We start from the raw sequence: 26,246 nt of genomic DNA, 5'->3' as shown, positions 1-26,246 counted from the left end.
GGGGCGGGTCAGTCGGCCAGGACGACGCGGTTGAGGTCCACGCCGCCGGAGACCGTGTACAGCTCGGCGATGCGGTCGGAGGTGACGTAGAGGTAGCGGTTGCCGAACAGCGGCACCGTCGGGAAGTCCTCGAGGATGCGCTCCTGCGCCAGGCGGTAGCCCTCGTACGACTCCTCGTAGGTGTCGGCGGCGTTCGCTGCGCGGAGCAGATCGTCGACCTCCGCGTCGGAGTAGCCGCCGGCACCGAAGTTGCCCTCGCCGCTGGCGGTGTAGACGGCCATCAGCGTGTTCTGCTGGCTGGGGTAGAGAGCGCCCCAGCGTGCGCGGAACGGTCCGTTGACGTCTCCGCCCGAGACGCGGTCGACGAAGGCGGCGAAGTCGGATGCCGGAGCGGCCACGACGCTCGAGATGCCCAGGTTCTGGCGGATCTGGTTCGCGATCGCCTCGAAGAGGTCCTCCTGGCCCCAGTTGGCGATGAAGTGGATCTCCATGCCGCCCTCGAAGCCGCCGGCCTCCTCCAGGAGCGCCTTGGCCCCCTCAGGGTCGAACTCGCAGTACCGCCCGCAGATGCCGGCCGGGTCTCCGGGCATGCTCGGCGCCGTGAGCGACGTCGCCGGCACCTGCGATCCGCCGAAGACGGCGTTGTTGATCGCCTCGCGGTCGATCGCCATCGAGATCGCCTGGCGCACGCGAACATCGGAGAAGCGCGGGTCGTCGAGGTTGAAGCCGAGGAAGTCGACACCCGGCGCGTCGAGCTCGTAGACGTGATCGCCGAAGTCCGTGCGCGCCTGGCCGGCCTGGTAGCCGCCGATGGCGACGATGTCGACCTGGCCGGCGAGGGTGTCGGTGTAGGCGGTGGCGGTGTCCAGGTACGGCACGAACGTCACTGCGTCGATGCTCGGTGCGGGGCCGGCGTAGCCCTCGTAGGCGACGGTCTCGATCGGCGCGTTGGGCGACCAGGTGCCCGTCAGCTGGAACGGTCCGTTGCCGACGGGGTTCTGCTCCCAGGCGGCGACGTCCTCGAGGGCCTCCGAAGGGAGGGGGTAGAGACCGGTCTGGCCCGCCGTCAGCTGCAGCGGGAACTGGCGGTCGGCGGCGCCGAGCTCGACGGTGAAGGTGCGTTCGTCGATGACGGTGAGCCCGGAGAGCTCTTCGGCTGCCGGCTCGCCTTCGCCGGGGTTCAGGTCTGCATAGCCGACGACGCCGGCCAGCTGCGGGCCGTTGACCCACCCGTTGGGGCCGTAGGCGGCGTGGTTCCAGGTGTCGACGTAGTCCTGCGCGGTGACGGGTTCGCCGTTGTGGAAGGTCCAGCCTTCGCGCAGCGTGATCGTCCAGGTGATCGCGTCATCGGACTCGACCGACTCGGCGGCGAGGTAGCTGATCTCACCGTTCGAGTCGAGCGAGGTGAGAGGCGAGAACAGCGAGAACAGGATCGCGTAGGAGCCGAAGTGGTTGCCGGGGACCAGGCTGTCGGGCTCTTCGACGGCGTAGCGGATCGGGTCGGCGGCGGTGTCCTCGTCGCTGCCGGGTGAGGACTGCGAGGCGCAGCCGGTGAGCGCGAGCGCGATGGCCGCGGATGCCGCGAGCATCAGGGTGGGTGTTGTGCGTTGCATGGCTGACTCCTCCTTGAGTGATACCGGTGGGTGCTGCGTCGGAGCACCTGAGTATCGGAGCGGGGTGGGTACTCTCGAAACCTAGGATGCTTCCAGTTCGTATGTCAATGAAGATTCACGAACTTCTGAAACTTGTGATCGAAGTGAAACAGCTGCGCAACGCGACGGCAACACTGTCGAGCCTGCCGTTATCAAACCGTTACTGCGACGATTTCGCGAGGGGTCCATGACTCGGTATAGGTTAACGTGCAGTAGGAACAACAGCGTTGCACATAGTGCAACATCATCGACGATGATGAAAGGAACCAGATGCCTCGCATGAACAAGAGGTTCAAGGGAGCCGCCGCCGCGGCTCTCGCCGGTGTGATGGTGCTCGGCATGTCCGCATGTGCGAATCGGAACGGTTCGCACGCGGACGAGGAAGGCTTCCCCACAGGGACGATCACCTTCTACACACCGACCTCCGCCGGAGGCGCAACCGATCTCACCGCACGCACGCTGGCCACGCAGCTGGAGGACGACCTCGGCGTCTCCGTCGTGGTCGACAACCGCCCGGGCGGGGCCGGCTCGGTCGGGATGGAGCACGTCGGCAAGCAGGCAGCCGACGGCTACACGATCGCCGTCTTCCCCGTGGAAGTGGCGATGCTCGGACACCTGGGCTACTCGACCGATCCCGCCGACTACGACTTCCTCGGGCAGGTCAACTCCCAGCCCGGCACGATCGCGGTCCCCGCATCCAGCCCCTACGAGACCCTCGACGATCTCATCGTTGCCGCCGCGGCTGCCCCCCACACGATCACCGTGTCCAACGCCGGGCCGGGCTCGATCTGGGAGGCCGGTGCCGTCGCGCTCGGCGAAGCGGCCGGCGTGACCTTCCAAGGCGTCCCCTTCGACGGCGGCGCTCCCGCTGTCACCGCAGCCATCGGCAGCCAGGTCGATGCCGTCGTCGCCGGTATCGGTGAGACCGCTCCGGCTCATCAGGACGGAAGGCTGCGCGTGCTCGCCACGTTCACGGAGGAGCGCACGCCTGCTCTCCCCGATGTGCCGACCGCGACCGAGCAGGGGCGGATGTCGTCATCGGCAGCTGGGCGGTCATCGCGTCGCCCGCAGGTCTTCCGGCATCCGTCGCCGAGCGTCTCGAAGCGGCCATCGCCGCGGCGGTCCAGACGGAGGAGTACATCTCCCTCATCGAGTCCGGCGGCAACATCCCGCTGCACAGGGGCGCCGCCGAGGCCACGGCGTTCGTCTCCGCGGAGTGGGACCGCTTCGCGGCCATCCTGGGCCGGTAGCAGGTCGCCCGATCGATGACAAGCGATCCATTGACCGACATCGTCGCGACGCCGACTTCACGGGTGCGGGCCAGCCGCGCGCGTGAAGTCGGCATCGCCGCCGGCGTGGCCGTGCTCGCCGGCGGCGTGCTCGTCGCCACGCAGTCCCTGCCGGACGCCTCCGGCGGCGACACGTTCGGGCCACGATGGTGGCCGAGTCTGCTGGCGGTGACGACGCTCCTGCTGTCGGGAGCGATGATCGTGCTCGCCATCGTCAAGCCCTCGTTCAGTGACGAGGCGTCCGTGACCGGCAACGGCGTGCTCCGTCTCCTCGGCGCGATCGGACTCATCATCATCTACGGCATCGTCTGGAACTTCGTGCACTTCATTCCCGTGACCCTCGTGCTCGCATCCGCACTGACCGCTCTTCAGGGCGGGCGCGGCTGGCGTGCGCTCCTGCTCTTCCCCGCTGTCATCACCGGCGTGCTCTACGTGCTCTTCGGCGTGCTTCTGAGGGTGCCGCTGTGAACGGCGCGTGGGACGGCGTCGTCGCGCTGCTGGACCCGTCGATCGGCCTCTGCCTGATCATCGGCATCCTCCTGGGCACACTCGTCGGCGCGGTGCCCGGCGTCACCGCCACGATGGCGGTCGCCCTCGCCGCCGGGTTCACCCTGACCCTGGAACCGCTTCAAGGGCTGGCGATTCTCCTGTCGATCTATGTCGCGGCGCAGTTCGGCGACCGCGTCCCGGCGATCCTCGTCAACACCCCGGGCACTCCCGCCTCGATCGCCACCACTTTCGATGGGTACCCGATGGCACGCAAGGGCCTCGCCGGCGTCGCGCTGACCAGCTCGGCTCTGGTCTCGGCTGTCGGCGCCCTCGCCGGGGTGCTGGTCCTCTTGTTCCTGGCGCAGCCTCTCGCGGGCTTCGCGCTGCAGTTCGGCCCCATCGCCATGTTCGCCCTCGTGGTGTTCGGGCTCACGATGATGATCGGGGTCTCCGGCGATCGCCTCACCAAAGGTCTCGTGGCGGGCGCCGCCGGGCTCCTCCTGGGCGCCGTCGGGCGGGATCCGATCACCGGAGACCAGCGATTCACGCTCGGAATCGACGAGCTGTCCTCGGGCATCCCGTTCATCGCGGCCATCATCGGCCTGTTCGGTCTCGCCGAGGTCTTCAACCAGATCGCGACGACGCGCCGCGGACACCACCCCGACCCGATCACGCAGCTCGGTCGATGGTGGCCCAACCGCAAGGAGGTGCGCACCCTCCTCAAGCCGACCGGCATCGGAACCGGCATCGGGGCCGTCGTGGGCGTCGTCCCCGCCGCAGGCGGCGACATCGCCGGACTCGTCGCGTGGACCAGGCCCGTCGGGCCTCGCGCGAGCCGCAGAAGTTCGGCAAGGGCTCCCTCGAGGGCGTGGCCTCCGCCGACAGCGCCAGCACGGCCACGATGGGCGGCTCGCTCACCACGACGCTCGCGCTGGGTGTGCCGGGAGACTCGGTCATGGCCGTGATGCTCGGCTCGATGATCGTCTGGGGGCTCCAGCCGGGGCCGGCACTGTTCGTCAACCGGCCGGACCTGGTCTCGAGCCTCGCCGCGATCATGATCATCGCGACGCTCGGTGCGCTCGCCCTGGCACTGGTCCGGATGCGCGGCGTCGTCAAGCTGCTCGCCCTGCGCCCGCGCTATCTCAACGTGATCATCATCACGTTCTGCATGGTGGGCACCTACGCCGTGCAGAACAGCGTGTTCGACGTCATCCTGATGTTCATCTTCGGGGTCGTCGGTCTGGGGATGCGCCGCTTCGGCTTCCCCACGGGGCCTATGGTCCTCGGGCTCATCCTCGGCCCGCTCGCCGAGAGCAATCTGCGTCGCGCGCTCCTGATCGACGGTCCCGCCGCTTTCGTCACCAGCCCGATCGCGATCACTCTCTTCGCGCTGAGCGCGCTCGCCGTGTGCTCACCGCTGCTGCGGCGACTGCTGAAAGGACGCAGAGGAAATGCCTTGGCAGAATCGACGTGAGCGCACAGCAGGGTCCCGTGATCTCATCCCCGAAGCAGAGGAGCTGCACGATGTCGCAGAGCATTCAGCGCGCCGTTGAGGTGCTGGAGTTCCTGAGCACCGCACCGCGTACCCAATCGGAGGTGGCGATGCACCTGGATACGCATCGATCCACGGCGCTGCGCATTCTCCAGACCCTCACCGATTCCGGACTCACGCGGCGCAACCCCGACGGCTCGTACAGCATCGGCTACCGGTTCGTGGGCTTGGCCCACGTCGCCGAGGAGCAGTTCGACCTGCCCATCGTCGCTCGCCCGAGGATGCAGGAGCTCGGTCACGCCTGCGGCCACACCATCCATCTCGCGGCGCTGGAGCCGACGCGGATCGTCTACGCCTACAAGGTCGAGCCCGCCGGAATGGTCCGACTGCATTCGAAGATCGGTCAGATCGTGCAGCTGCACACCGCGGGCGTGGCCAAGGCGATCCTCGCCTATCAGGAGGCGGCACGTGTGGATGACCTCTTCGTCGGGTATCGCTTCGAGCGGTTCACCGAGACGACCAGGACCTCCCGCGAGGAGTACGACAGAGATCTGGATGCCGTGCGCGAGACCGGGTACGCCGTCGACGACGGTGAGCACGAGGACTTCGTCAACTGCATCGCGACGCCGATCCGGGACGCCTCCGGCGCCGTCGTCGCGGCCTGCTCGATCACCGCGCTGAAGGCGAAGGCCCCGCTGCCCACGTTGAAGGACATGCTCCCCGATCTCCTGCACGTCACCGACGGCATCTCCCGCGATCTCGGGTGGCGAGCATGACCGGCGACCGCTTCGACCGCATCTTCTCTCGTGCTCCGATCATGGCGATCCTGCGCGGCTACAGTCCGCAGCGCACCGTGGAGCTCGCCACGCTCGCGTGGGAGGTGGGCGTCGACGCCGTCGAAGTGCCGATCCAGTCACCGCTGGCGGTGGAGGCGCTGCGCGCGTGTGTCGACGCCGGCGCCCGGCAGGGGCGTCTGGTCGGTGCGGGCACCGTCGTCTCGGTAGAGCACGTCGCGACCGCAGCGGATGCCGGAGCGGTGTTCACCGTCGCGCCGGGACTCGATCTCGAGGTCGCCGAAGCGAGTGTCGCGGCGGGGCTGAGTCATCTCCCCGGTGTCGGAACCGCCACCGAGGTGCAGCGGGCGATGGGTGCAGGGCTGAGATGGGTCAAGGCCTTTCCCGCCGACGCGCTGGGCACCGCCTGGGTCCGCGGCATCCGGGGTCCCTTCCCGGACGTGCGCATCGTTGCGACAGGGGGAATCTCCTCTCGCAACGCAGCCGACTTCCTCGCTGCCGGAGCCGACGTCGTCGCGGTCGGCTCCGCGCTCGAGGACGAGAGCCAACTGCATCTTCTCGCGGATCTCATCCGCGCCCACTGAACGGCGGCGTGGCACTCGCCGCCGCCGATCCCCATCCAGAACCGAGGAGTACCCATGAGTTCCTATCTGCCTGCGCCCGATCGCTTCGCCGCGATGGACTACCGACGGTCGGGTGCCTCCGGTCTCGTGCTTCCGGCCCTGTCGCTGGGGACGTGGCACAACTTCGGTGACGACACCCCGATCGCTCGTCAGCGCGAGATCCTCCGGCATGCCTTCGATCTTGGCATCACCCATTTCGACCTCGCGAACGGTTACGGTCCGCCGGCCGGATCGACGGAGAAGAACGTCGGGAGGATCCTCGACGAAGACTTCGGTGCACTGCGCAGCCAGCTGGTGATATCGACGAAGGCGGGCTACCCGTTCTTCGAGGGACCGCTCGGCGGGGGCGGCAGCCGCAAGCATCTCTTCGAGAGCCTGGAGAACTCGCTGCGCAGCCTGCGACTGGACTATGTCGACGTCTTCTACAGTCATCGCTTCGACCCGGAGACCCCGCTGGAGGAGACCGCCCTCGCCCTGGACGCGATCGTGCGGCAAGGGCTGGCGCGCTACGTCGGCGTCTCCTCGTACTCGGCCCAGCGCACCGCCCAGATCGCCGGGCTGCTGAGCGATCTGGGCACGCCGTTGGCGATCCATCAGCCTTCGTACTCGATGCTCAACCGCTGGATCGAAGAGGGCGAGCCCTCCCTGCTGGATGTGACGTCCACGTGCGGGGTCGGCGTGATCGCCTTCTCCCCTCTGGCGCAGGGCATCCTCACGGACAAGTATCTGCACGGCGTGCCGCAGGGATCGCGGGCGACGCAGGGGAAGACGTTGCGCGAGGGCATGCTCAGCGAGGGGAACCTGGAGCGCGTGCGCGCACTGCACGCGATCGCACAGCGGCGCGGTCAGAGTCTTGCGCAGCTCGCCGTCAGCTGGGCCCTGCGCGATGGGCGCATCACCTCCGTGCTGCTCGGTGCGAGCCGTGCCAGCCAGCTCGACGACACGGTCGCCGCGCTGCGCGCCGCGTCTCTCACCGACGCGGAGCTGGCGGAGATCGATGAGCACGCGAAGGACGGGGGCCTGAACATCTGGGCCGCGTCCTCGGAGGCCTGAGCCGATGTCTGCGGAACTGAAGAGGATCACCGAGCAGGAACGTCGCATCGTGTTCGACCGCCTCGACCGGAGTCGGGCGTGGGAACTCGGGGACTTCCTGCGCCGAAGGGCGGTGGAGCGGGAACTGCCCGTGGTCGTCGGCGTGACGATCGGCCGTCAGCGCGTCTTCCACGCCGCGCTTGCCGGGGCGACACCCGACAACGATGCCTGGCTGGACCGCAAGATCGCCGCGGTGATGCATTTCGAGCGCTCCTCGGCCGGGGTGCGAGGACAGTTCGCCGCGCAGGGGCGAGACTACGCGAGCGACTCCAGGCTCGATCATCGGGAGATCGCCGCCAACGGCGGCGCGTTCCCGTTGACGGTTCGCGGGTTGGGCGTCGTGGGCGCGGCCGGCATCTCGGGTCTCGCGCAGATGGACGATCACGAGTTCGTGGTCGACGGCCTCGAGGCGTTTCTGCGAGAGCGCCGGGGGTCGCACTGAGCGCAGGTATCAGATATCTCGGACTTGCGTAGGCGAAAAAAGTCGCGATTCTTTCGCGATCTGATGCTGTCATCCGGGAAGTGCGGCAGTGTGGCATCCGTATAGTCGTGATTTGTGTGCCTGACGCGGACCGTTCGACCGGTCGCTGAGCCGGTCCGAAGCACGGGGACCGCGCCAGGGCACAGGGCATGGTGCCCGCAAGACAAGGGAGTTCGGATGACGCGTATCGGCATCGTGGCAGAACAGGACGGCGAGACCAGAGTCGCCGCGACCCCCCAGACGGTGGGGGCCATCATCAAGCTCGGCTACGAGGTCGCCGTCGAGAAGGGCGCGGGCGAGGACTCCTCCTACCCCGACGAGGCCTACGCGGCCGCCGGCGCCGAGATCGTCGACGGTGACACGGCCTGGGCGAGCCCGGTCCTGCTCAAGGTCAACCCGCCGACGGATGCCGAGATCGCCCGGATCGCCGACGGCGCCACCCTCATCGGCCTGCTGAGCCCTGCCCTGCGCCCCGAGCTTCGCGAAGCGCTCGCCACCCGCGGCATCACCGCGCTGGCCATGGACGCCGTGCCGCGCATCTCCCGCGCCCAGTCGATGGACGTGCTCAGCTCCATGGCGAACATCGCCGGCTACCGCGCCGTCGTCGAGGCCGCGCACGAGTTCGGCCGCTTCTTCACCGGACAGGTCACCGCGGCCGGCAAGGTGCCGCCGGCGAAGGTGCTCGTCGCCGGCGTCGGCGTCGCGGGCCTCGCCGCCATCGGCGCCTCCTCGAGCATGGGTGCGATCGTGCGCGCCACCGACCCGCGTCCCGAGGTCGCCGACCAGGTGAAGTCGATCGGCGGCGAGTACCTCCCGGTCGACGTCGAGGTCGAGCAGTCCACCGACGGCTACGCGAAGGCGACCAGTGAGGCCTACGACAAGCGCGCCGCGGAGATCTACACCGAGCAGGCCGCCGACGTCGACATCATCATCACGACCGCCCAGATCCCGGGCCGTGCCGCGCCGCGTCTGATCACGGCATCCGATGTCTCCCTCATGAAGCCCGGCAGCGTCATCGTCGACATGGCCGCCGGCACCGGGGGCAACGTCGAGGGCTCCGTCGCCGGCGAGCGGGTCGTGACCGAGAACGGCGTCATCATCCTCGGCTACACCGACCTGGCCGGGCGCCTGCCCACCCAGGCCTCGCAGCTGTACGGCACGAACCTCGTGAACCTCCTCAAGCTCCTCACGCCGGAGAAGGACGGGCAGCTCACCCTCGACTTCGACGACGTCGTCCAGCGCGCCGTCACCGTCGTCCGCGACGGCGAGGAGACCTGGCCGCCGCCTCCGGTGCAGGTGTCGGCGGCACCACCGAACCCTTCGACGGGCTCAGGGACCGATGCGGGGGCCCCCGTTGCGGAGAAGAAGAAGCTCAGTGCGGGCCGCAAGGCGGCGCTGATCGGTGCGGGACTCCTCGCCCTCTTCCTCGTGAACGCCTTCGCCCCGGCGCCCCTGCCGCAGCACTTCACGGTGCTCATGCTCTCGGTCGTCGTCGGCTTCTACGTGATCAGCAAGGTCGCCCACGCGCTGCACACGCCGCTCATGAGCGTGACCAACGCGATCAGCGGCATCATCATCGTCGGCGCGATCGTGCAGATCACCACTGACGATCTGATCGTGCAGATCGTCTCCGCCGTGGCGGTGCTGGTCGCATCCATCAACGTCTTCGGAGGCTTCTCGGTCACCCGCCGAATGCTCAAGATGTTCTCGAAAGGCCCGGCCAAGCCGGCCGCTGACACGAAGGGAGCCCGCTGATGACCGCGGTCGAGCTTTCCGCATCCGTCGCCGGAGCCGCCTACATCGTCGCGGCCCTGCTGTTCATCATGAGCCTGTCGGGGCTCAGCCGTCATGAGTCGTCCAAGGCGGGCGTCACCTACGGCATCTTCGGCATGGCGATCGCGCTGGCCGCGACCATCTGGGCCACGGTGCAGGACGCCTGGGGGCAGCCCCAGGCGGCACTGGGCCTCACGCTCCTCGTCGTGGCCATGGTCATCGGCGCCACGATCGGCCTGTGGCGCGCCCGCAAGGTCGAGATGACCGGGATGCCCGAGCTCATCGCCCTGCTGCACAGCTTCGTGGGACTGGCCGCCGTGCTCGTCGGCTGGAACGGGCACCTGCACAGCCCCGGTCTCGAGGGGGCGCTCGCCGACATCCACCACGCCGAGGTCTTCATCGGCATCTTCATCGGCGGGGTGACCTTCACCGGTTCGATCGTCGCGTTCCTGAAGCTGTCGGCGCGCATCTCCTCCCAGCCGCTCGTGCTCCCGGGCAAGAACATCCTCAACCTCGGCGCCATCGTCGTCTTCCTGGGCCTGACCGTCTGGTTCGTCATCGACCAGCAGCTGTGGCTCCTGGTCGCGGTGACCGTGCTGTCGTTCCTCCTCGGCTGGCACCTGGTGGCCTCGATCGGCGGCGGCGACATGCCCGTGGTGGTCTCGATGCTCAACAGCTACTCGGGCTGGGCGGCCGCGGCGGCCGGGTTCCTGCTCAACAACGACCTGCTCATCGTCACCGGCGCCCTCGTCGGCTCCTCGGGTGCGTTCCTGTCGTACATCATGTGCAAGGCGATGAACCGCTCCTTCCTCTCGGTGATCGCCGGCGGCTTCGGCATCGAGGCGCCCAAGGGCGACGACGTCGACCACGGTGAGCACCGCGAGATCGACGCCGAGTCGGCGGCCGACATGCTCGCGAACGCCACGAGCGTCGTCATCACCCCCGGCTACGGCATGGCCGTCGCCCAGGCGCAGTACCCGGTCGCCGAGCTCACCCAGAAGCTGCGCGACCGCGGCGTCGACGTGCGCTTCGGCATCCACCCGGTCGCGGGTCGCCTGCCGGGCCACATGAACGTGCTGCTGGCCGAGGCGAAGGTGCCCTACGACATCGTGCTCGAGATGGACGAGATCAACGACGAGCTGGCCGAGACCGATGTCGTCCTCGTCATCGGCGCGAACGACACGGTCAACCCGGCCGCCGCCGAGGATCCGGGCTCGCCCATCGCCGGCATGCCGGTGCTGCGGGTCTGGGAGGCGAAGAACGTCATCGTCTTCAAGCGGTCGATGGCCTCCGGCTACGCCGGCGTGCAGAACCCGCTGTTCTTCCGCGAGAACGCGCAGATGCTCTTCGGAGACGCGAAGGAGCGCGTGGACGACATCCTCACCGCACTCCACGCAACCGCGCCGACCCACTGATCCCTCCGCGAGGATGCTCGCCCCGTAGACACGCGCACCGCAGACGCTCGCGCTACTCGAACCTGCTTCCGCTGCACAGTTTTCGTGGGGCGCGTACGGTTTCGAGTAGCGCGAGCGTCGGAGGTGCAGAGCTGAGCGCATCGGATGCCGGCGAACCGCCGGTGACGCGAGAAGTCGCTCAGGCGCCGGGCGCGCTTACCCGGAATCCCGCGCGTGCCGCGGCATCCGTAAGCTCCAGGTCGTAGGTGACGATCTCATCGGCACCGAGCCGCATCGCGACGGCCAGGTGGATCGCATCGTTCGAGCGCAGGGGCGCAAGGGTGCCCGCGGCGATCAGATCGCCGCGGGTGAGATCTGCGAGATCGATCATCCCGAGGATGGCGGTGAGCGCCTCCGCCGTGAGATCCGATCGGCGCCCGGCCGCGCAGTGCAGTTCGGTGTGCAGCAGCCACGAGGAGACGAACGTTCGATCCGTGGACTCGATGAAGTGGGCGATGGCGGCCTCAGACTCCGCCTCGTCGAAGAGGAGTTTCATCGCCGCGGAGGTGTCGACGTAGGAGATCTGCATCAGCGATCGCGGTCGTATCCGCGGAGATCGGCGATCACATCGGCCGAGCTCGTGTCGCCGTCGAGCTTCACGCGAGCGATGGCGCGCAGAGCCTCAGCGCCATGGACGGCGCGCCGCAGCCGGCCCTTGGCGGCGAGGTCATCCAGCGTCGAGTACTCGACGGGACCGATCTGGGCGACCGGCTCGCCGTTGTTGGTGACCGTGAACGACTCGCCGCTCTGGACGCGACGCAGCACCTCTGCGCTGTTGTTGCGCATCTCGCGGTGAGTGATCAGCGTCATGTAGCACAGGGTAGCACGCAGGATCAGTCCACCGGCAGCAGCCCGCTGCCGTCGCGCAGCTCGAAGACCAACTGGGTCTCGGTCGAGCGCACGGCGGGGTGCACGGTGATGTGGCGCAGAACGGTGTCGCGCAGGGCCTCGGCGCTGGGCACGGCCACGTGCACGAGGAAGTCGTCGACGCCGGCGACGTGGAAGACCTGCAGCGCGTGCGGGATCGCGGCCAGGGCGTCGTAGAGGTCGCGCACGTTCTGCGGGGTGTGGTTGCGCATGCGCACCTTGATGATGCCCTGCAGCGGGTAGCCGAGCGCGGCGCTGTCCAGGCGCACGCGGATGTCGCGGATCACCCTCGCCGCCGCAGCATCCGCACGCGGTGCGCGCATGTCGATTCGGCGAGACCGAGCTTCGCGGCCAGCGCCTTGTTCGTGATGTCGGCGGATGCGGACAGCACCCGCAGGATCGCCAGGTCGGTCTCGTCGAGCTCCACCGGACCGGAGGCGGGTTGCGCATTCATCGACTTCCTCGACCTTCTTCGCAGGAATCTTGCTGAGAATCGCAGTTTAGGTGCTGATCACCGTTGAATCCATCGTTTCTCTGCGGATACTCCGCGATCTGCGCAGACTGGAAGGATGGAGACCCCACAGCTGCACCCCGATACGCGTGCGATCCACGCCGGCCGCGACGACCTCGAAGCCCTCGGCGTCCACGCCCTGCCCATCGATCTCTCGACGACCAATCCGCTCCCCGACATCGAGCGCGGCGGCGACTCCTACGAGGCGATGGCGCTCGGCGGACGTCCTATAGACGGCGGCAGTCTCGTCTACGCGCGCCTGTGGAACCCCACGGTCGGCCGTTTCGAGGAGGCGCTCGCCGACCTCGAGGGTGCCTCGGCATCCGTCGCCTTCTCCTCGGGCATGGCCGCGATGACCGCGGTGATCCTCGCGCACACGGGCACCACCGGCAAGCGGCACATCGTCGCGGTGCGCCCGCTCTACGGCGGCACTGATCACCTGCTCGGCTCGGGTCTGCTCGGAGTCGAGACCACCTTCTGCGAGGAGGCGGAGGTGGCGGATGCCGTGAGAGCCGACACCGCACTCGTGATCGTGGAGACCCCTGCCAACCCCACCCTGGAGCTGGTGGATATCACCGGCGTCGTCGCCCGGGCGGGGAGCGTGCCGGTCGTCGTCGACAACACCTTCGCCACGCCCGTCCTGCAGAACCCGATCGCGCTCGGCGCCCGCATGTCGCTGCACTCGGCGACGAAGTACCTCGGTGGGCACGGCGACGTGATCGCCGGCGTCGTCGCCTGCGACGAGGAGACCGCCGAGGCGCTGCGGCGCGTGCGCGCGGTGACCGGGGCGATCCTGCACCCGCTCGGCGCCTACCTGCTCCACCGCGGGCTGGCGACGCTCCCCATCCGGATGCAGCGGCAGCAGGAGACCGCACGGGCGGTGGCCTCGTGGCTCGCCGATCACCCGGCCGTGGCAGAGGTCTTCTACCCGGGCGCCGGCGGCGACCCGCGCGGCCTCATCGGCCGGCAGATGCGCGGCACGGGCGCGATGCTCGCGGTGCGCCTGCGGGGCGGGTTCGAGGCGGCCAGTGTGCTCGCGGCATCCGTCTCGCTGTTCACCCACGCCGTCTCGCTGGGCGGGGTCGACTCGCTCATCCAGCACCCCGCCGCGCTCACCCACCGCCCCGTGCCGCCGGAGGCCCGGCCCTCTGCCGACATCGTGCGGCTGTCGATAGGCCTCGAGCACCCCGGCGACCTCATCGCCGACCTCGAGGCGGGCTTTGCAGAGGTGTCGGATGCCGCGGCATCCGACACCTTCTTCTCCACTGCTTCATAGCCAAGCCGCTCCCCGGCGTGTCGCCGCAGGACGCAGCGGTGTGTGTTCCGCGAGCCTCAGGAGGGACCCGCGCGAAGCGTGGGAGGTTCCTTCCGCTCGCGGAACACACACCGCGGAGTCCGTCCCGGCTACCCGCGCAGCGCCTCGCGGAACTTCACGCGCGCCCCCATCTTCAACAGCGAGTTCTCGTAGATCTTGCCGCCGAGCGCGACGACCGCGACGCAGGTGGCGAGCAGGATCGCCAGGGCGGCGAGCGGCTCCCACCACAGCGCCTCGTCGAAGAAGAGACGGATGGGCATCGCGACCGGCGCGGAGAAGGGCACGTACGAAAGGATCGTCATGACGAGCGTGTTCTGGCCGAAGAAGATCACCAGGAAGTAGGGGATCATCGTCAGGTACATCACCGGCGTCATGGTCGCGCCGACGTCCTCCTGGCGGGAGACGAGGGATCCCGCGGCGGCGAACATCGCCGCCAGCAGGATGAAGCCGAAGAAGAAGAACACCGAGAACCAGACGATCGGCCCGCCGATGCCCTTGAGTAGCTCGACCTGACCCGACACGATCATGCCGATCACGACGACCGCCGCCAGCAGCAGGATCTGCGCCATCGCGAGGATGGTGTTGCCGATGACCTTCCCGGCCAGCAGCACGCGGGCGGGGATCGTCGACAGCAGGATCTCGATGACGCGGGTCGCCTTCTCCTCCACGACGCTCGTCGTGATGGGGGAGCCGAAGGTGATCGCGGCCATCATGAAGATGAGCCCGAAGATGAGGCCGAGGGCATAGCGCATGCCCCAGGTCGCGCCGTCGGGCTCGAGCAGTTCCACGGTGGGCGCGGCCGACAGCATCAGCAGCAGCGACTGGGGCGCTTCGCTCTCGGCGAGCACGAGCAGACCGGTGGGGTTTGCGGCATCCGGCAGCACGGCCGCATCGACGTCGCCGGCCCGTACGAGCTCCTCGGCCGCCGCCCGGTCTTGGACCTCGGTCACCTCGAGCTCGTCGATCTGCTGCAGCTGTGCGGCCACCTCGGGGGTCGCGGCGACGGGCGTCGTGGAGGAGCCGCCTCCGGAGAAGCCCATCCACAGCACACCGCCCAGTGCCACCAGAAGGAGGATCACGGTCGAGATGATGTACGCCTTGCTGCGCAGCTTCGTGTTCATCTCGCGCTCGGCGACCAACCACACCGCCTGCGGGGTCGAGATGCTCGTGCGCGGGTCCTGGGTCACGGTGCTCACTTGATGACCTCCTTGAAGATCTGGGAAAGAGTCGGATGCTGCGGGCCGAACCGGACGACCTCTCCACCGGTCAGCGCGCGGCGGAGAACGTGCTGGGCGATCTCGGGGGAGTCGGCGTCGAAGACGGCGCTGCCGCCGTCGAAGTCGACGACCCGCACGCTGGTCTCGGTGCGGATCCAGCCGACGTCGCCGGTGGACTCGAGCTCCCAGCGCGGGGCCGCGTGCTGCTCGCGGAGCGCGTCGCGGGACCTGCCGCGCGGATGGTTCCATCGGCGATGATGACGAGCTCGTCGCAGAGGCGCTCGACCACGTCGAGCTGATGCGAGGAGAACAGCACCGAGACCCCGCGGGCGGCACGCTCCTGGAGGACACCGGCGACGGTCTCGACCGCGAGTGGATCCAGACCCGAGAAGGGTTCGTCGAGGATGAGGACGTCGGGCTCGTGCACGAGCGAGGCGGCGATCTGCGCGCGCTGCTGGTTGCCCAGCGACAGCGCCTCGATGTTGTCGCCCAGGCGCTCGCCGAGTCCGAGCTCGGTCAGCAGAGCGGTGGCCTTGTCGGTCGCATCCGCCTTGCTGAAGCCGTTGAGCCGCGCGAAGTACACGACCTGCTCGAGCACCTTCATCTTCGGATAGAGGCCGCGCTCCTCGGGCATGTACCCGAACTGGTGACGCGCCTCCGGGGTGAGCGGCACACCCCCGCGGGTGACCGTGCCGCCGTCGGAGCTGAGCAGCCCCAGGATGATGCGCATGGTCGTGGTCTTGCCGGCACCGTTGCCGCCGACGAAGCCCGTGAGCCGCCCGGGGGCGACGGAGAAGGTGATGTCCTGGAGCACCTGCCGCGTGCCGTAGCTCTTGGCGATGCCCTGCAGTTCGAGCGTTCCGTTCGTCATGCCTCCACGCTAGGGATGGAAGGATGCCGCGGGCATCCCCCGCGGGACGGATTGTCGCCCTCCCCGGACGGGGGACGCCGCATCTCGTCATGTCGCACTTGCCGTCTCTCTCCCACCCCTCCACGGATGTCGGGCGAAACGACGGATGCAGGACGGATCCGCGGCGTGTCGCCCGACATCCGTAGAAGCCCTCGACATCCGTGGGCCCGTGCGGGCTTCACGAGAGGGGATGTCGACGCGTCGGCGGCGGGCGCGGCGCTTCGCCCTTCAGTCGACGGGTGGTCGACGCAGCCGCTTGATGTCGGTGCGTCGCTGCTTCGCCTGGAGGCGGCGCTCCTTCGCGCCTCGACTCGGAGTCGTCGGTCGCCGCGTCGGCGGCGGCGGACGCAGGGCCTCGGCCACCAGGGCGGCCAATCGAGTGCGTGCCGCCTCCCGGTTGCGCACCTGTGCGCGGTGTTCGGATGCGGCGACCGTCAGCACCCCGTCGACCAGGCGACTGCTCAGGCGGCCCAAGAGACGTTCGCGCTGGACCGGAGAGAGGGCTTTCGAGCCCGCCGCGTCCCAGACGAGTTCCACGCGGGAGTCGGTCGTGTTCACGCCCTGGCCGCCGGGGCCGGACGACCGCGAGAAGCGCCACGACAGCTCGGCCTCGGGGATCGTGACTTCCGAGGTGACACGCAGACCGCGGCGGTGGGGAGCAACCATGGATCCATCATCCTCTTGCACGCGCCGTCTTCCTCCACGGATGTCGGGCGAAACGACGGATGCAGGATGAATCCGCGGCGTGTCGCCCGACATCCGTAGAAACGCCCGGCATCCGTGGGCCGCGGCCGGCCTTCGCGGGAGGAAAGGGTGATGCCTCAGCGGCGGGCGAGGGTGAGCACGCCGCGCACGGCGAGTCCGGCCAGGAGCGACCAGAACGCGGCGCTCACCCCAGCGGGGCGATGCCGCTGGCGGCGATGAGGAAGGTGACGACGGCGGGCATGCGCTCGGTCGGCTCGTGGATCGCCTGCTGCACCGCCGAGCCGAAGGCGGCGAAGAGCGCGAGTCCGGCGACGGCGGGGATGACCGCCGCCGGGGCGAGCAGGACGAGAGCGGTGAAGGCGGCGGATGCGGCGGCGAGCAGGAGGCAGAAGACACCGCTGGAGAACCCGGCGACCCAGCGGCGGTTCGGATCGGGGTCGGCCTCGGGGAGGCCGCGAGCGCCGCGCTGATCGCGGCCAGGTTGATGCCGTGGCCGCCCGCGGAGGCGCCCAGTGCTGAGCCGACCCCGGTCACGATCATCGCGGGGCGCCACGGCACCTCATAGCCGTAGCTGCGCATCACGGCGACGCCGGGCACGTTCTGCGACGCCATCGTCACGACGAACAGCGGCAGGGCGATCCCCACGATGCCGCCGAGGGTGAACGCGGGCATGGTGAGCTCGACGCGGGGACGAGCAGCTGTGGGTCGACCGCGGCGCCCGTGCGCACGAGATCGACCGCGACGACGACCGCCGCCGCCACGAAGGCGAGCGGCACGGCCCAGCGCGGCGCGAGGCGCGCGAACACGAGCCAGGTGAGCACGACCGGGAGCACGCACCAGGGGTTCTCGACGATCCCGGTGATCGGTGCGAGGCACAGCGGCAGGAGGACGCCCGCGAGCATGGCCTGGGCGATCGCGACCGGGATGCGGGCGATCAGGCGGCCGAGCCCCGGCCACAGGCCTGCCAGCAGGATGAGGGCGGCGACCACGAGGAACGCGCCGACCGCGGCCGGCCACCCGCCCTCGACGATGCCGGTCGCCGCCAGGAGGGCCGCACCCGGGGTCGACCAGGCGACCGTGATCGGCATCCGGTACCGCGCGGAGAGCGCGATCGAGCCCAGGCCCATCGTCAGCGTCACCGCGAGCAGGCCGCTCGCCGCCTGGGCAGGGCTCGCGCCGACCGCGCCGAGTCCGGTGAGGACGACGGCGAAGGCGCTCGTGAATCCCACGAGCGCCGTGACGAGTCCGGCGAGGATGGGCCGGGACAGCGGCGAGGTGTCGGGCATGACTGCGACTCTAGCGGGATGCCGCGGCATCCGATCCGCGAAATTTTACATGCGAGGGAATAGAACGAGGGATGCGGCGTTGAGCCCTGTGTACATTCGCCCGCATAGGGCCTGAACCCACAGAAGGATCATCGTGACCCGTACCATCGGATTCATCGTCGGCAGCATCTCCTCGACGTCGATCAACCGTCGTCTCGCCCGCGTTCTCCAGAACCTCGCGCCCGAGGGCACCGAGCTCGTCGAGATCCCGATCAAGGATCTCCCCTTCTACACCCCCGACTTCGACGGTGACTTCCCCAGGTCGCGCGTGACTTCAAGCAGGCCATCGCCGACGTCGACGGCGTCATCATCGTCACTCCCGAGTACAGCCGCTCCATCCCCGGCGTCCTCAAGAACGCCCTCGACTGGTCGACCCGCCCCTACGGCGAGATGTCGTTCTTCGGAAAGCCCGTCGCGGTCATCGGCACTTCGGGTTCGGGCGTCGCCACCGCCGCCGCGCAGCAGCACCTGCGCGCGATCCTCGGCCACTTCAGCGCCGTCACCATGGGTCAGCCGGAGGGCTTCATCCAGGATCGCCCGGGCCTGTTCACCGAGGACGGCCAGGTCACCGACGACAGCACCGCAGGGTTCCTGACGGGCTTCCTCGAGGCGTTCAACCTGCTCATCTCGCGCGTGAACCACTCCGCGGAGCTCGTCTCCGCTTAAGCGCTCGTGCTGCGCACGAGCGCAACCCGGTCGCCCCGTGAGAGCGGCGCAGCCGATCGCGCGCCGCACTGAGCAAGCGAAGCGCGTCGAAGTGTCGAAACGCCCTGGCGTCGATCGCGAACACGCCAGGCCGTTTCCGGTCGTTGAGCGAGGCCGGGCGTAGCCCGACCGAGACGAAACGGGGTGAGGGTCTCCCGGGATCCTTGCCCCGTTTCGACTCGCCTTCGGCTCGCTCAACGACCGAGGTGACGTCGATCGGCATCGACGAGTCCTCTACTTTTCCTCACCACCTCCGGCCCGCGGGCTCGGTGACCCGCGAGGGCGCAGGGGGTGTGCGGTTTGCGAGCCTCGGGAGGGCCCCACGCGCAGCGTGGGAGGGACCCTCCGCTCGCAAACCGCACACCCCGGAGCCCGTCCCGATCAGGCCAACCCGTGCCGGTGCGCCAGCACCACGGCCTGCACCCGATCGCGCGCGCCGAGCTTCTGCAGCACCTTCGAGACATGGGTCTTCACGGTCGCCTCGCCGATGAACAGCTCGGCCGCGATCTCGGCGTTGCTGCGCGCCTCGGCCACGAGCCGCAGCACCTCCGCCTCGCGCTCCGTCAGCGGTTCGGGCAGTACGAGCGCGCCCGGCTGCCGTGCGTCGACAGGTGCAGTCGGTCGCGGCGCGGGGTCCGGAGACCTGGGCGCGGCATCCGACGCCGGTGCGGCGAACCGCTGCAGCACGCGCCGGGTGACCTCCGGCGCGAGCATCGCCTCGCCCGCGGCCAGCACCCGCACGGCCGCCACGAGGTCCTCGGGGGAGGCGTTCTTCAGCAGGAATCCGCTCGCTCCGGCGTCGAGCGCCGAGAACAGGTAGTCGTCGCGGTCGAAGGTCGTCACGATCGCGATCGCGGCGCGCACCTCGGCGTCGGCGACGATCCGGCGGGTCGCCTCGATGCCGTCCATGTCGGGCATCTGCACGTCCATCGTGATGACGTCCGGGTGCAGAGCGGATGCCGCGGCCACGGCCTCGACCCCGTCGCCGCCTCGCCGACCACCGCGATCCCTGGCTGTGCGTCGAGGATCGTCCGGAAGCCCGCCCGCAGCATGGAGTGGTCGTCGACGAGGAGCACCCGGATCCCGGCGGTCATCGCGCGGCCTCGGTCAGCTCGGCGGCATCCGATACAGGAAACGACGCCCGCACCCGGAAACCGCCCTTCTCCCGCGGACCGATCTCGATCACACCGCCCGCGGCGATCGTGCGTTCGCGCATGCCGAGCATGCCCAGGCCCGGGCGGGGCTCGGCGATGAGGCGGCCGCTGTTGGTGACCTCGACCTCCACCGATCCCTCCGCGTAGCGCAGGCGCACGTCCGCGGCGACGTGTGCGCCGGCGTGACGACGGGCGTTCGTGAGCGACTCCTGGGTGATCCGATAGATGGTCACGGCGACGACCCGGGCACATCGACCGGCGTGCCGACGACGGTGAAATCGGTGGGCAGGCCCGCCTGGCGGGAGGCGTCGACCAGCTTCGGGATGTCGGCGAGCGACAGCGTCGAGGGGCCTCGCCGCCGTCGTGCTCGCGCAGCGTCTCCAGCAGGTGCCGCAGCTCGGTGATCGCCTCGCGCGCGGACGACTCGACGGATACGAGCATCTGCTTGGCCTGGGCGGGTCCTGGTCGAACACGGTGCGCGCCGCTCCGGCCTGCACGCCCATCACCGAGACGTGGTGGGCGACGACATCGTGCAGTTCGCGCGCGATGCGCACGCGGTCGAGGGCGACCGCCTGCGCCGCGGTCAGCTCGCGTTCGCGCTCGAGGTCGGCGGTGCGCTGTTCGAGGGCGGCGCGCTGTCGCGCCGCGGTCCATTCGCGCTCGCCGAAGTAGTAGGCGCCGCCGAAGTACAGCAGGTTCAGCAGGATCTGCAGCAGCATGAACGCCATGAACGGCGACAGCGTGCCCGACATCACCTCGGCGTCGTCTGCGTAGGCGATCGCGTCACGGTACATCGTCACGATCAGCCAGGTGAACATGCCGATGATGATCCCGATGCGCACACCGGCCGCCCGGCGGCGGTTCGGCATCCACGCGCCGACCGTGTACAGGGCGATGAACATCGCGATGTTGCCGACGACGATCTCGGGGATCTTCAGCGTGACCGCCACGAAGTATCCGCCCGAGACGATGACCGCGACGATCCCGGGCCAGCGCCGGCGGACGGCCAGCGGCGCCGAGATGAGAACGGCGTAGAGCAGCGCCTGCCACAGCGGTGCGGCCTCGTCGCCGTAGATCTCCGAGATCGACGAGAGCGCCGCGCTCAGGACGGTGCCGACGAGGATCGCCGCAGCGACGGCGGCATCGATGCGCTGATCGCGCGCGGTGAACGGGCGGGCGAGTGCGGACATGCTTCCACGGTAGGCGGGATCGGATGCCGCGGCATCCGTCTCGCGGGGGATTCTCTCCCTCTCCCGCGGGACGCGCAAGGGGTGGTGCCACGCGGATTTTTTGGGGAGAGTGGACGCAGTCGATCTCAGGGGCATGCATGACGGAGAACACCCGGACCATCGCACTCATCGTCGGAAGCGCCTCGGAGCCGTCGCTGAACCGCCGCTTCGCCGACGGGCTGGTCCTGCTGGGCGCCGATGCGGGCTGGAGTTTCGCGACGTGCCGATCGCGCATCTGCCGTTCTTCGGGCGGCAGTTCGACGAGGACTTCCCTGCTGAGGGCTGGGCGTTGAAGGAGGCGATCGAGTCCGCCGACGGCCTCCTCGTCGTCACGCCCGAATACAACCGCTCCATCCCGGGAGTGCTCAAGAACGCGATCGACTGGGCCACGCGGCCTCCGGGCAGGAGCAGCTTCACGAACACGCCGACCGGCGTCATCGGAGCGAGCAGGGGCGCGATCTCGACCGCGGTCGCCCAGGCGCATCTGAAGTCGATCCTGGTCGCGCAGGGCGCACCGCTCGTGGGGCGTCCGGAGGCCTACATCCGCATCACCGACGACTTCTTCACCGACGACGGGCAGGTCGCGAGCGAGAGCACGCGGAGATTCCTGACCGGGTTCCTCGAGGCGCTCCGCGACCTCGTGGATCGGTGGAGCTGACCTGCGACACGCCTCAGCCGAAGATCATCGGCAGGTCGTCGTCATCGCTCGTCTCGCGGTCGAGCTCGACGACGACCGGGACGTGATCGCTGGGCTGCTCGCCCTTGCGCTCGTCGCGGTGGATCGCGGCGGCCGTGACCTGCTCGGCGAAGGTCGGGGAGCCGAGCACGAAGTCGATGCGGATCCCTTCGTCCCGGGGGAACTTCAGCCGCTGATAGTCCCAGTACGTGTAGCCGGAGGGGATGAGCGGGCGCACGACGTCGGTCATCCCCGCATCCTGCAGGGCGAAGAACGCGGCCCGCTCCTGCGGCGAGACGTGTGTCGAGACGCCCTCGACGATGTCGGGGTCGCCGTTGTCGGAGTCGAAGGGGATGATGTTGAAGTCGCCGACGAAGGCCAGAGGCAGCTCCGGATCTCCCTGGAGCTCGGATGCCGCATGCCGGCGCAGCGCGTCGAGCCACTGCAGCTTGTAGGTGTAGTGCGCGTCGGTGAGCGACCTGCCGTTGGGCACGTACAGGCTCCACACCTTAACGCCCTCGATCATCGCGCCCAGCGCGCGCGCCTCGAGCGGGGCGCCGTCGCCGATGAGCGCGGCATCCGGCGTCGCACCCTTGGCGAAGCCCGGCATGCCGGGGAAGCCGGCCTGCACGTCCGTGATCGGCAGGCGGCTGGCGATCGCGACGCCGTTCCACTGGTTCAGCCCGTGCACCTCGACGTGGTAGCCGGCGTCTTCGAAGGGCCCGTAGGGGAACTGCTCGGGCTTGCACTTGACCTCCTGCATCGCGAGGACGTCGATGTCTTCGCGCACGGCGAACTCGACGGTGCGGGCGACGCGGGTGCGGATGGAGTTGACGTTCCAGGTGGCCAGGCGCATGAAACCAGCCTACGACCGGATGCGGACGTCAGCGCGCCTCGAGCAGCCGCCAGCCGAGGCGCTCGGCGGCATCCCGGTCGAAGGTCACGGTCTCGGTCACGCCGAACTGGTTCATCGTCCCTCGATGAGCGCATCGGCGAAGTCGGCGCCCTCTTCGGCGAAGGAGAGCGCCCGCACGACGCCCTCGCCGTCGTCGAACTCCAGAGTCTCCGTGTAGACGAGTGCGCTGATGATGGCAAGGCACTCATCACGCGGTAGTTGCACCGATCGGGAAAGGACCCAGTACACCTCCGCCAGCGTGACCAGGGTGATGAACCCGAGCCGCTCGGGAGAGAGCGAGCGGAACAGCGCGGCCGCCGGTGGGGACTGGACGGGATCGTCTTCGAGGATGGCCCTGAGTACGACGTTCGTGTCGATCCCGATGAGCTCGGAGCCGAGACCGATCACCGCAGGCCCTTCAGCCCGCTCTCCGCCCGCCCTCGGCGATCGCGTCGTTCATCTCCTCGATCGTCATCGGCGGCCGGGTCGGGTCGTGCAGCAGTCCTATGAAGTCTTCGACACTGCCTGTCCGCGGAACGAGCCGGTACTGCCCATTACGGAGCTTGACGAACATCACCTTCGATCCCGCTCGGAGGTTCATGTCCTCCCGAACCTCTTTGGGCACGGTCAGCTGCCCCTTGCTGGTCATCGTCGCATACGGCATGGCGCCTCCTTACCTTCTCTGTTATCAGCTTACGTCACGAAAATTCGTAAGGAAAGCGTGCATGCGCCTGAATCGGATGTCGCGGCAGCCGGCCGAGTGGCCTACCTCTCGGCCGGGTCGGCGGTGCCGACGAGCACCCCGCGGGCGAGGGTGTGGAAGTGCCGGTTGAAGCCGAGCACGGCGGGGGTCGAACCCGCCGGGAGGTCGAGGGCGTCGACGTCGAGCGCATCGACGACGAAGAAGTAGCGGTGCACGCCCGTCCCGGGAGGCGGCGCCGCGCCGACGAAGCGCTCGGAGCGGGCCTCGTTCGGCAGCACCACGGCGCCCTCGGGGAGCGCATCCACGGTGCCGTCGCCCCAGGACAGGTGCGTCGTCTCGGGAGGGAGGTTGTAGGCGGCCCAGTGCCAGTAGCCCGATCCGGTCGGCGCATCCGGGTCGAAGCACGAGACGGCGAAGCTGTGCGTGCCCTCGGGAGCACCCGTCCATGCCAGCGCGGGCGATCGGTCCTCGCCGCCGCGGGACGCCGACCAGGCGAAGAGCGGCAGCGGCCCGCCGTGCGTGAAGTCGGGGCTGGTCAGCGTCAACTCCGGAACCGGCCGGAGCTCGGCGAGGGCGGCGTAGGGGTCGTAGTCGAACATGGTTCGTGTCTCCTTCGGCTCGTCACTGGCCACGATAGGCCGCACCGGCGGGCGCATCCACCCCGCCGTAGACTGGGGGCCGTGACCACTCTCGACGCAGACCGCCAGTCCCTTCTCGATCTCATCGCGGACGAGGCCGTCTTCCACGGCGACTTCACGCTCTCCAGCGGCAAAAAGGCCACCTACTACGTCGACATGCGCAGGCTCACGCTCGACCATCGGGCCGCACCCGCGATCGGTCGGATCATGCTCGACCTCATCGGCGACCTGGACGCCGTCGCCGTCGGCGGCCTGACCCTCGGCGCCGACCCGATCGCGAACGCAGTCATGCACGCCTCCGTCCAGACCGCGCGTCCGCTGGACGCCTTCGTCGTGCGCAAGGAGCCCAAGGACCACGGCCGCGGCCGACAGGTCGAGGGGCGGATGTCGCGGGCCGCCGCGTCGTGGTGCTCGAGGACACCTCCACGACCGGTCAGTCGGCGCTCAAGGCCGTCGAGGCGCTGCGCCGCGAGGGCGCCGAGGTCGTCGCCGTCGCGGTGATCGTGGACCGCAGGACGGGTGCCCAGCAGGCGATCGAGGCGGAGGGGCTGGAGTGGCGCGCGGCCTTCGATCTGGACGACCTGGGGCTTGCGCCGCAGTGACCTGCGCGGTGGCCGCGGCGTCGCCGCAGCCCCGCCGATGGACTCGGCAACGTTTTCATGAAATGCTCCTGATCGGGAGCAACCATGAGTGACCGGAAGAGTACGCCGCCGCCGGGCCGGCCGACGATGAAGGACGTCGCGACCCGTGCCGGGGTGGGCCTGTCGACCGTCTCGCGCGTCGTATCCGGCAAGGGCGGGGTGACCCGCGACAAGGTGCGGGCGGTCGAGCGGGCCATCCGCGACCTCGGCTACTCCCGCAACGAGTTCGCCCACACGCTGCGGACGGGTTCCGCCCGCACGATCGGCGTGGTCGTCACCCGCATCTCCGATCCCTTCTACTCGGTGTTCGTGGGAGCGATCGAGAAGCGGGCGCAGGAGCGCGACCTGCTCGTGCTCGTGGCCTCCGCCGGTGACGACGCGCGCGAGAACGAGCGGGTGCTGCGTCGCATGCTCGGGCGCAGGCTCGACGGACTCATCGTCATCTCGCACGAGGAGGCCGATCTCTCCTTCCTCCAGACCGAGCGGGACGCCGGCACTCCGATCGTCTTCGCCGACCGCCCTCCCCACGGGCTCAAGGCGGATCTCGTGGTCGTCGACAACCGTCGTGGCGCGGCGGATGCCGTGGAGCACCTCGCCGCGGCAGGGCACACCCGGATCGCCTGCATCGCGCATGTCGCCGGTCAGTTCACCTCGGAGGAGCGGCAGCGCGGCTTCGCGGAGGGCATGCGGGCGGCGAGCCTTCCCACCCCGCCCGAGCTGACCGTCGTCGTCGAGGACGAGGTGGACGTCTGCGTCGAGGCGCTGCGCGAGATGTTCTCGCTGCCGGAGCCGCCCACGGCACTGTTCACGACGAACAGCCGCACGACCAAGGCGGTGCTCAAGGCCTCCCGTCTGCTGGGGCTGCAGCCGGCGCTCGTCGGCTTCGACGACTTCGAGCTCGCCGATCTGCTCTCCCCGGCCATCACGACGATCGCGCAGGATCCCTGGGCGATCGGCGAGGCGGCGGCGGATCTCCTCTTCGAGCGGATCGCGGGGCTCATCGGGCCCGAGCGCCGCATCGTCCTCGGCACGCGCATCATCGAGCGCGGCTCGGGCGAGATCGCTCCCCGATCGTCGGGGTTATGAGGTCGTGATACGGCGCGCTTGCGTGTGGCAACGTTTTCAGATTTGATGTCATACGTCAGTCATCCGCACCCTGCGGGTGCGCACAATCCGGTGGAGGATCACATGCGGGCGCAGCTGGCCAACCACGGCGCGGCGATGGCGGGGGCGCTGATCACCTCCATCCCCACGCTGATCGTGTGCATCCTGCTGGGCAAGCACTTCATCGGGGTCTCATGAGCGGTTCGGTCAAGTCGTGACGCGGGTGGCCATCGCCGTCGACGTCGGCGGCACGAAGGTCGAGGGCGCCCTCGTCGAGGCGTCGGGCCGGGTGCGCGCGGGCAGTCGCCGCCGGGCCGAGACGGGCCGGGGTCGGATGCCGCGGACCTGCGCTCCGCCCTCGGCGCCGTCGTCGCGCACGCCGCGGCGTCCTTGACCGCTGACGATGAGTTGGTGGGCGTCGGCATCGGCAGCGCCGGGCCGATCGACCGCGACGCCGGCTCGATCCTGCCGTTCAATCTGCCGCGGGTGGGGAGTTCCCGCTGCGGGACGCC

General features: G+C 69.2%; 25 protein-coding genes and 6 pseudogenes. 15 read left to right on the top strand and 16 right to left on the bottom strand.

Going from position 1 to position 26,246, the window contains the following annotated elements:
* Positions 1-8: 8 nt before the first annotated feature.
* Positions 9-1,613, bottom strand: coding sequence for an ABC transporter substrate-binding protein (locus KAE78_RS05105; RefSeq protein ID WP_223172039.1), 1,605 nt, complete (start codon positions 1,611-1,613; stop codon positions 9-11).
* A gap of 318 nt (positions 1,614-1,931) precedes the next feature.
* On the opposite strand from KAE78_RS05105, the gene KAE78_RS05100 reads away from it, so the two are divergent.
* From KAE78_RS05100 to pntB, 9 genes and pseudogenes are all read left to right on the top strand, one after another.
* Complete coding sequence (locus tag KAE78_RS05100) at positions 1,932-2,921, top strand: tripartite tricarboxylate transporter substrate binding protein (protein ID WP_223172038.1); 990 nt, start codon at positions 1,932-1,934, stop codon at positions 2,919-2,921.
* A complete protein-coding gene (locus KAE78_RS05095) occupies positions 2,918-3,409 on the top strand; it encodes a tripartite tricarboxylate transporter TctB family protein (RefSeq protein WP_223172037.1) in 492 nt (163 codons plus the stop codon). The genes KAE78_RS05100 and KAE78_RS05095 overlap by 4 nt, the downstream gene beginning before the upstream one ends.
* Positions 3,406-4,904: pseudogene (locus KAE78_RS05090) on the top strand (tripartite tricarboxylate transporter permease). Before KAE78_RS05095 ends, KAE78_RS05090 begins: the two are co-directional and overlap by 4 nt.
* 50 nt (positions 4,905-4,954) lie before the next feature.
* Positions 4,955-5,698: an IclR family transcriptional regulator gene (locus KAE78_RS05085; protein ID WP_223172036.1), complete on the top strand. Its 744-nt coding sequence runs from the start codon at positions 4,955-4,957 to the stop codon at positions 5,696-5,698.
* Entirely contained in the window at positions 5,695-6,300 is a 606-nt protein-coding gene (locus KAE78_RS05080; RefSeq protein ID WP_223172035.1) for a bifunctional 4-hydroxy-2-oxoglutarate aldolase/2-dehydro-3-deoxy-phosphogluconate aldolase, read from the top strand. The genes KAE78_RS05085 and KAE78_RS05080 overlap by 4 nt, the downstream gene beginning before the upstream one ends.
* 54 nt (positions 6,301-6,354) lie before the next feature.
* Positions 6,355-7,392, top strand: coding sequence for an aldo/keto reductase (locus KAE78_RS05075; RefSeq protein WP_223172034.1), 1,038 nt, complete (start codon positions 6,355-6,357; stop codon positions 7,390-7,392).
* 4 nt (positions 7,393-7,396) lie between these two features.
* On the top strand, positions 7,397-7,873 hold the full coding sequence (locus KAE78_RS05070; protein ID WP_223172033.1) for a heme-degrading domain-containing protein: 477 nt from the start codon (positions 7,397-7,399) through the stop codon (positions 7,871-7,873).
* A 216-nt stretch (positions 7,874-8,089) separates the two neighbouring features.
* Entirely contained in the window at positions 8,090-9,667 is a 1,578-nt protein-coding gene (locus KAE78_RS05065) for a Re/Si-specific NAD(P)(+) transhydrogenase subunit alpha (protein WP_223172032.1), read from the top strand.
* Positions 9,667-11,100, top strand: coding sequence for a Re/Si-specific NAD(P)(+) transhydrogenase subunit beta (gene pntB / locus KAE78_RS05060; RefSeq protein ID WP_223172031.1), 1,434 nt, complete (start codon positions 9,667-9,669; stop codon positions 11,098-11,100). Before KAE78_RS05065 ends, pntB begins: the two co-directional genes overlap by 1 nt.
* Positions 11,101-11,278: 178 nt before the next feature.
* On the opposite strand, the gene KAE78_RS05055 is transcribed toward pntB, so the two are convergent.
* From KAE78_RS05055 to KAE78_RS05040, 4 genes are read right to left on the bottom strand one after another with little or no spacing between them, the layout of a single operon-like run.
* Complete coding sequence (locus KAE78_RS05055) at positions 11,279-11,668, bottom strand: type II toxin-antitoxin system VapC family toxin (RefSeq protein WP_223172030.1); 390 nt, start codon at positions 11,666-11,668, stop codon at positions 11,279-11,281.
* Positions 11,668-11,949 carry a type II toxin-antitoxin system Phd/YefM family antitoxin gene (locus tag KAE78_RS05050; protein ID WP_223172029.1) on the bottom strand — a complete coding sequence of 94 codons (282 nt, stop codon included), beginning with the start codon at positions 11,947-11,949 and terminating at the stop codon, positions 11,668-11,670. Before KAE78_RS05050 ends, KAE78_RS05055 begins: the two co-directional genes overlap by 1 nt.
* Positions 11,950-11,972: 23 nt before the next feature.
* Positions 11,973-12,329 (bottom strand): Lrp/AsnC family transcriptional regulator, encoded by a 357-nt coding sequence (locus tag KAE78_RS05045; protein WP_223172028.1) that lies wholly within the window; start codon positions 12,327-12,329, stop codon positions 11,973-11,975.
* Positions 12,290-12,460 carry an Lrp/AsnC family transcriptional regulator gene (locus KAE78_RS05040; RefSeq protein WP_223172027.1) on the bottom strand — a complete coding sequence of 57 codons (171 nt, stop codon included), beginning with the start codon at positions 12,458-12,460 and terminating at the stop codon, positions 12,290-12,292. The genes KAE78_RS05045 and KAE78_RS05040 overlap by 40 nt, the downstream gene beginning before the upstream one ends.
* 115 nt (positions 12,461-12,575) lie before the next feature.
* Between KAE78_RS05040 and KAE78_RS05035 the strand changes: the two genes are divergently transcribed.
* The gene (locus KAE78_RS05035) at positions 12,576-13,793 is read left to right on the top strand and encodes a trans-sulfuration enzyme family protein (protein ID WP_223172026.1); all 1,218 of its coding nucleotides are present in this window, start codon (positions 12,576-12,578) and stop codon (positions 13,791-13,793) included.
* 128 nt (positions 13,794-13,921) lie between these two features.
* Here KAE78_RS05035 and KAE78_RS05030 read toward each other — a convergent pair whose 3' ends face one another.
* From KAE78_RS05030 to KAE78_RS05015, 4 genes and pseudogenes are all read right to left on the bottom strand, one after another.
* Positions 13,922-14,953: an ABC transporter permease gene (locus tag KAE78_RS05030; protein WP_262927829.1), complete on the bottom strand. Its 1,032-nt coding sequence runs from the start codon at positions 14,951-14,953 to the stop codon at positions 13,922-13,924.
* A gap of 71 nt (positions 14,954-15,024) precedes the next feature.
* Positions 15,025-15,920, bottom strand: a pseudogene (locus tag KAE78_RS05025) (ABC transporter ATP-binding protein).
* Between the two features lie 267 nt (positions 15,921-16,187).
* The gene (arfB, locus tag KAE78_RS05020; RefSeq protein ID WP_223172024.1) at positions 16,188-16,625 is read right to left on the bottom strand and encodes an alternative ribosome rescue aminoacyl-tRNA hydrolase ArfB; all 438 of its coding nucleotides are present in this window, start codon (positions 16,623-16,625) and stop codon (positions 16,188-16,190) included.
* Between the two features lie 155 nt (positions 16,626-16,780).
* Positions 16,781-17,950 (bottom strand): annotated as a pseudogene (locus tag KAE78_RS05015) (benzoate/H(+) symporter BenE family transporter).
* A 130-nt stretch (positions 17,951-18,080) separates the two neighbouring features.
* Here KAE78_RS05015 and KAE78_RS05010 point away from each other — a divergent pair.
* A pseudogene (locus KAE78_RS05010) lies at positions 18,081-18,655 on the top strand (NADPH-dependent FMN reductase).
* Between the two features lie 420 nt (positions 18,656-19,075).
* Here the strand turns inward: KAE78_RS05010 and KAE78_RS05005 are convergent.
* Together KAE78_RS05005 and KAE78_RS17350 are read right to left on the bottom strand one after the other, a co-directional pair.
* A pseudogene (locus KAE78_RS05005) lies at positions 19,076-19,788 on the bottom strand (response regulator).
* On the bottom strand, positions 19,785-21,038 hold the full coding sequence (locus tag KAE78_RS17350; RefSeq protein ID WP_262927760.1) for a sensor histidine kinase: 1,254 nt from the start codon (positions 21,036-21,038) through the stop codon (positions 19,785-19,787). Before KAE78_RS17350 ends, KAE78_RS05005 begins: the two are co-directional and overlap by 4 nt.
* Positions 21,039-21,297: 259 nt before the next feature.
* Between KAE78_RS17350 and KAE78_RS04995 the strand changes: the two genes are divergently transcribed.
* Positions 21,298-21,735 carry an NADPH-dependent FMN reductase gene (locus KAE78_RS04995; RefSeq protein WP_223172023.1) on the top strand — a complete coding sequence of 146 codons (438 nt, stop codon included), beginning with the start codon at positions 21,298-21,300 and terminating at the stop codon, positions 21,733-21,735.
* Positions 21,736-21,748: 13 nt separating this feature from the next.
* On the opposite strand, the gene KAE78_RS04990 is transcribed toward KAE78_RS04995, so the two are convergent.
* The 4 genes from KAE78_RS04990 to KAE78_RS04975 form a co-directional block, all read right to left on the bottom strand.
* A complete protein-coding gene (locus KAE78_RS04990) occupies positions 21,749-22,609 on the bottom strand; it encodes an exodeoxyribonuclease III (RefSeq protein ID WP_223172022.1) in 861 nt (286 codons plus the stop codon).
* Positions 22,610-22,720: 111 nt separating this feature from the next.
* Entirely contained in the window at positions 22,721-23,056 is a 336-nt protein-coding gene (locus tag KAE78_RS04985; RefSeq protein ID WP_223172021.1) for a PIN domain-containing protein, read from the bottom strand.
* Positions 23,057-23,066: 10 nt separating this feature from the next.
* Positions 23,067-23,312, bottom strand: a complete 246-nt coding sequence (locus KAE78_RS04980) for an AbrB/MazE/SpoVT family DNA-binding domain-containing protein (protein ID WP_223172020.1) — start codon at positions 23,310-23,312, stop codon at positions 23,067-23,069.
* A gap of 101 nt (positions 23,313-23,413) precedes the next feature.
* Positions 23,414-23,950: a YbhB/YbcL family Raf kinase inhibitor-like protein gene (locus KAE78_RS04975; RefSeq protein ID WP_223172019.1), complete on the bottom strand. Its 537-nt coding sequence runs from the start codon at positions 23,948-23,950 to the stop codon at positions 23,414-23,416.
* Positions 23,951-24,031: 81 nt separating this feature from the next.
* Between KAE78_RS04975 and pyrE the strand changes: the two are divergent.
* From pyrE to KAE78_RS18425, 3 genes and pseudogenes are all read left to right on the top strand, one after another.
* Positions 24,032-24,591: pseudogene (gene pyrE, locus KAE78_RS04970) on the top strand (orotate phosphoribosyltransferase).
* Between the two features lie 84 nt (positions 24,592-24,675).
* On the top strand, positions 24,676-25,716 hold the full coding sequence (locus KAE78_RS04965; protein WP_223172018.1) for a LacI family DNA-binding transcriptional regulator: 1,041 nt from the start codon (positions 24,676-24,678) through the stop codon (positions 25,714-25,716).
* 45 nt (positions 25,717-25,761) lie between these two features.
* Positions 25,762-25,932, top strand: coding sequence for a hypothetical protein (locus KAE78_RS18425; protein WP_317451866.1), 171 nt, complete (start codon positions 25,762-25,764; stop codon positions 25,930-25,932).
* A 9-nt stretch (positions 25,933-25,941) separates the two neighbouring features.
* Here KAE78_RS18425 and KAE78_RS04955 read toward each other — a convergent pair whose 3' ends face one another.
* Positions 25,942-26,112 carry a hypothetical protein gene (locus KAE78_RS04955; protein WP_223172017.1) on the bottom strand — a complete coding sequence of 57 codons (171 nt, stop codon included), beginning with the start codon at positions 26,110-26,112 and terminating at the stop codon, positions 25,942-25,944.
* Positions 26,113-26,246 lie beyond the last annotated feature (134 nt).

This window comes from Microbacterium sp. NIBRBAC000506063 (assembly GCF_017968845.1).
Lineage (GTDB): Bacteria > Actinomycetota > Actinomycetes > Actinomycetales > Microbacteriaceae > Microbacterium.
Note: the sequence above shows the minus strand (reverse complement) of the source record. Positions and strands in the feature narration are given on the sequence as shown.

Excerpts from the sequence above, each read along its gene's own strand:
- KAE78_RS05035 (WP_223172026.1), top strand. The coding sequence starts at position 12,576 with ATGGAGACCCCACAGCTGCACCCCGATACGCGTGCGATCCACGCCGGC.
- KAE78_RS05075 (WP_223172034.1), top strand. The coding sequence starts at position 6,355 with ATGAGTTCCTATCTGCCTGCGCCCGATCGCTTCGCCGCGATGGACTAC.
- KAE78_RS18425 (WP_317451866.1), top strand. The coding sequence starts at position 25,762 with ATGTCATACGTCAGTCATCCGCACCCTGCGGGTGCGCACAATCCGGTG.
- KAE78_RS05095 (WP_223172037.1), top strand. The coding sequence starts at position 2,918 with ATGACAAGCGATCCATTGACCGACATCGTCGCGACGCCGACTTCACGG.
- KAE78_RS04990 (WP_223172022.1), bottom strand. The coding sequence starts at position 22,609 with ATGCGCCTGGCCACCTGGAACGTCAACTCCATCCGCACCCGCGTCGCC.
- KAE78_RS05105 (WP_223172039.1), bottom strand. The coding sequence starts at position 1,613 with ATGCAACGCACAACACCCACCCTGATGCTCGCGGCATCCGCGGCCATC.
- KAE78_RS17350 (WP_262927760.1), bottom strand. The coding sequence starts at position 21,038 with ATGTCCGCACTCGCCCGCCCGTTCACCGCGCGCGATCAGCGCATCGAT.
- KAE78_RS05065 (WP_223172032.1), top strand. The coding sequence starts at position 8,090 with ATGACGCGTATCGGCATCGTGGCAGAACAGGACGGCGAGACCAGAGTC.
- arfB (WP_223172024.1), bottom strand. The coding sequence starts at position 16,625 with ATGGTTGCTCCCCACCGCCGCGGTCTGCGTGTCACCTCGGAAGTCACG.
- KAE78_RS05085 (WP_223172036.1), top strand. The coding sequence starts at position 4,955 with ATGTCGCAGAGCATTCAGCGCGCCGTTGAGGTGCTGGAGTTCCTGAGC.
- KAE78_RS05055 (WP_223172030.1), bottom strand. The coding sequence starts at position 11,668 with ATGCAGATCTCCTACGTCGACACCTCCGCGGCGATGAAACTCCTCTTC.
- KAE78_RS05050 (WP_223172029.1), bottom strand. The coding sequence starts at position 11,949 with ATGACGCTGATCACTCACCGCGAGATGCGCAACAACAGCGCAGAGGTG.
- KAE78_RS04975 (WP_223172019.1), bottom strand. The coding sequence starts at position 23,950 with ATGTTCGACTACGACCCCTACGCCGCCCTCGCCGAGCTCCGGCCGGTT.
- KAE78_RS05040 (WP_223172027.1), bottom strand. The coding sequence starts at position 12,460 with ATGAATGCGCAACCCGCCTCCGGTCCGGTGGAGCTCGACGAGACCGAC.
- pntB (WP_223172031.1), top strand. The coding sequence starts at position 9,667 with ATGACCGCGGTCGAGCTTTCCGCATCCGTCGCCGGAGCCGCCTACATC.
- KAE78_RS05045 (WP_223172028.1), bottom strand. The coding sequence starts at position 12,329 with ATGCGCGCACCGCGTGCGGATGCTGCGGCGGCGAGGGTGATCCGCGAC.
- KAE78_RS05080 (WP_223172035.1), top strand. The coding sequence starts at position 5,695 with ATGACCGGCGACCGCTTCGACCGCATCTTCTCTCGTGCTCCGATCATG.
- KAE78_RS05100 (WP_223172038.1), top strand. The coding sequence starts at position 1,932 with ATGAACAAGAGGTTCAAGGGAGCCGCCGCCGCGGCTCTCGCCGGTGTG.
- KAE78_RS04965 (WP_223172018.1), top strand. The coding sequence starts at position 24,676 with ATGAGTGACCGGAAGAGTACGCCGCCGCCGGGCCGGCCGACGATGAAG.
- KAE78_RS05030 (WP_262927829.1), bottom strand. The coding sequence starts at position 14,953 with ATGAACACGAAGCTGCGCAGCAAGGCGTACATCATCTCGACCGTGATC.
- KAE78_RS04980 (WP_223172020.1), bottom strand. The coding sequence starts at position 23,312 with ATGCCGTATGCGACGATGACCAGCAAGGGGCAGCTGACCGTGCCCAAA.
- KAE78_RS05070 (WP_223172033.1), top strand. The coding sequence starts at position 7,397 with ATGTCTGCGGAACTGAAGAGGATCACCGAGCAGGAACGTCGCATCGTG.